The sequence below is a fragment of the Robertmurraya sp. DFI.2.37 genome, assembly GCF_029211245.1.
Classification (GTDB): domain Bacteria; phylum Bacillota; class Bacilli; order Bacillales; family Cytobacillaceae; genus Robertmurraya; species Robertmurraya methanolica_A.
Window position 1 is genome coordinate 1 of the sequence record NZ_JARGEJ010000674.1, and the last position, 298, is coordinate 298.

Consider the following 298-nt stretch of genomic DNA (forward strand, 5'->3'; position numbering starts at 1 on the left):
TTCAACAGTTGTTGTTGATTACCGTGGTTTAAACGTTGCAGAAGTAACTGAACTTCGTAAACAACTTCGTGAAGCTGGAATCTAATTCAAAGTGTACAAAAACACTTTAACTCGCCGTGCTGCAGAAGCTACAGAACTTACTGGATTGAATGAGGTTCTTACAGGACCAAACGCTATCGCGTTCAGTACAGAAGATGTTGTTGCACCAGCGAAAATTCTTAATGAATTCGAGAAAAAGCATGAGGCTCTTGAAATTAAAGCAGGTGTTATCGAAGGAAATGTGGCAACAGTTGATGAC

General features: G+C 39.9%; 1 pseudogene. It reads left to right on the forward strand.

Annotated elements, in window-relative coordinates:
- A pseudogene (rplJ, locus tag PZE06_RS28160) lies at window positions 1-298 on the forward strand (50S ribosomal protein L10); the annotation flags it as partial.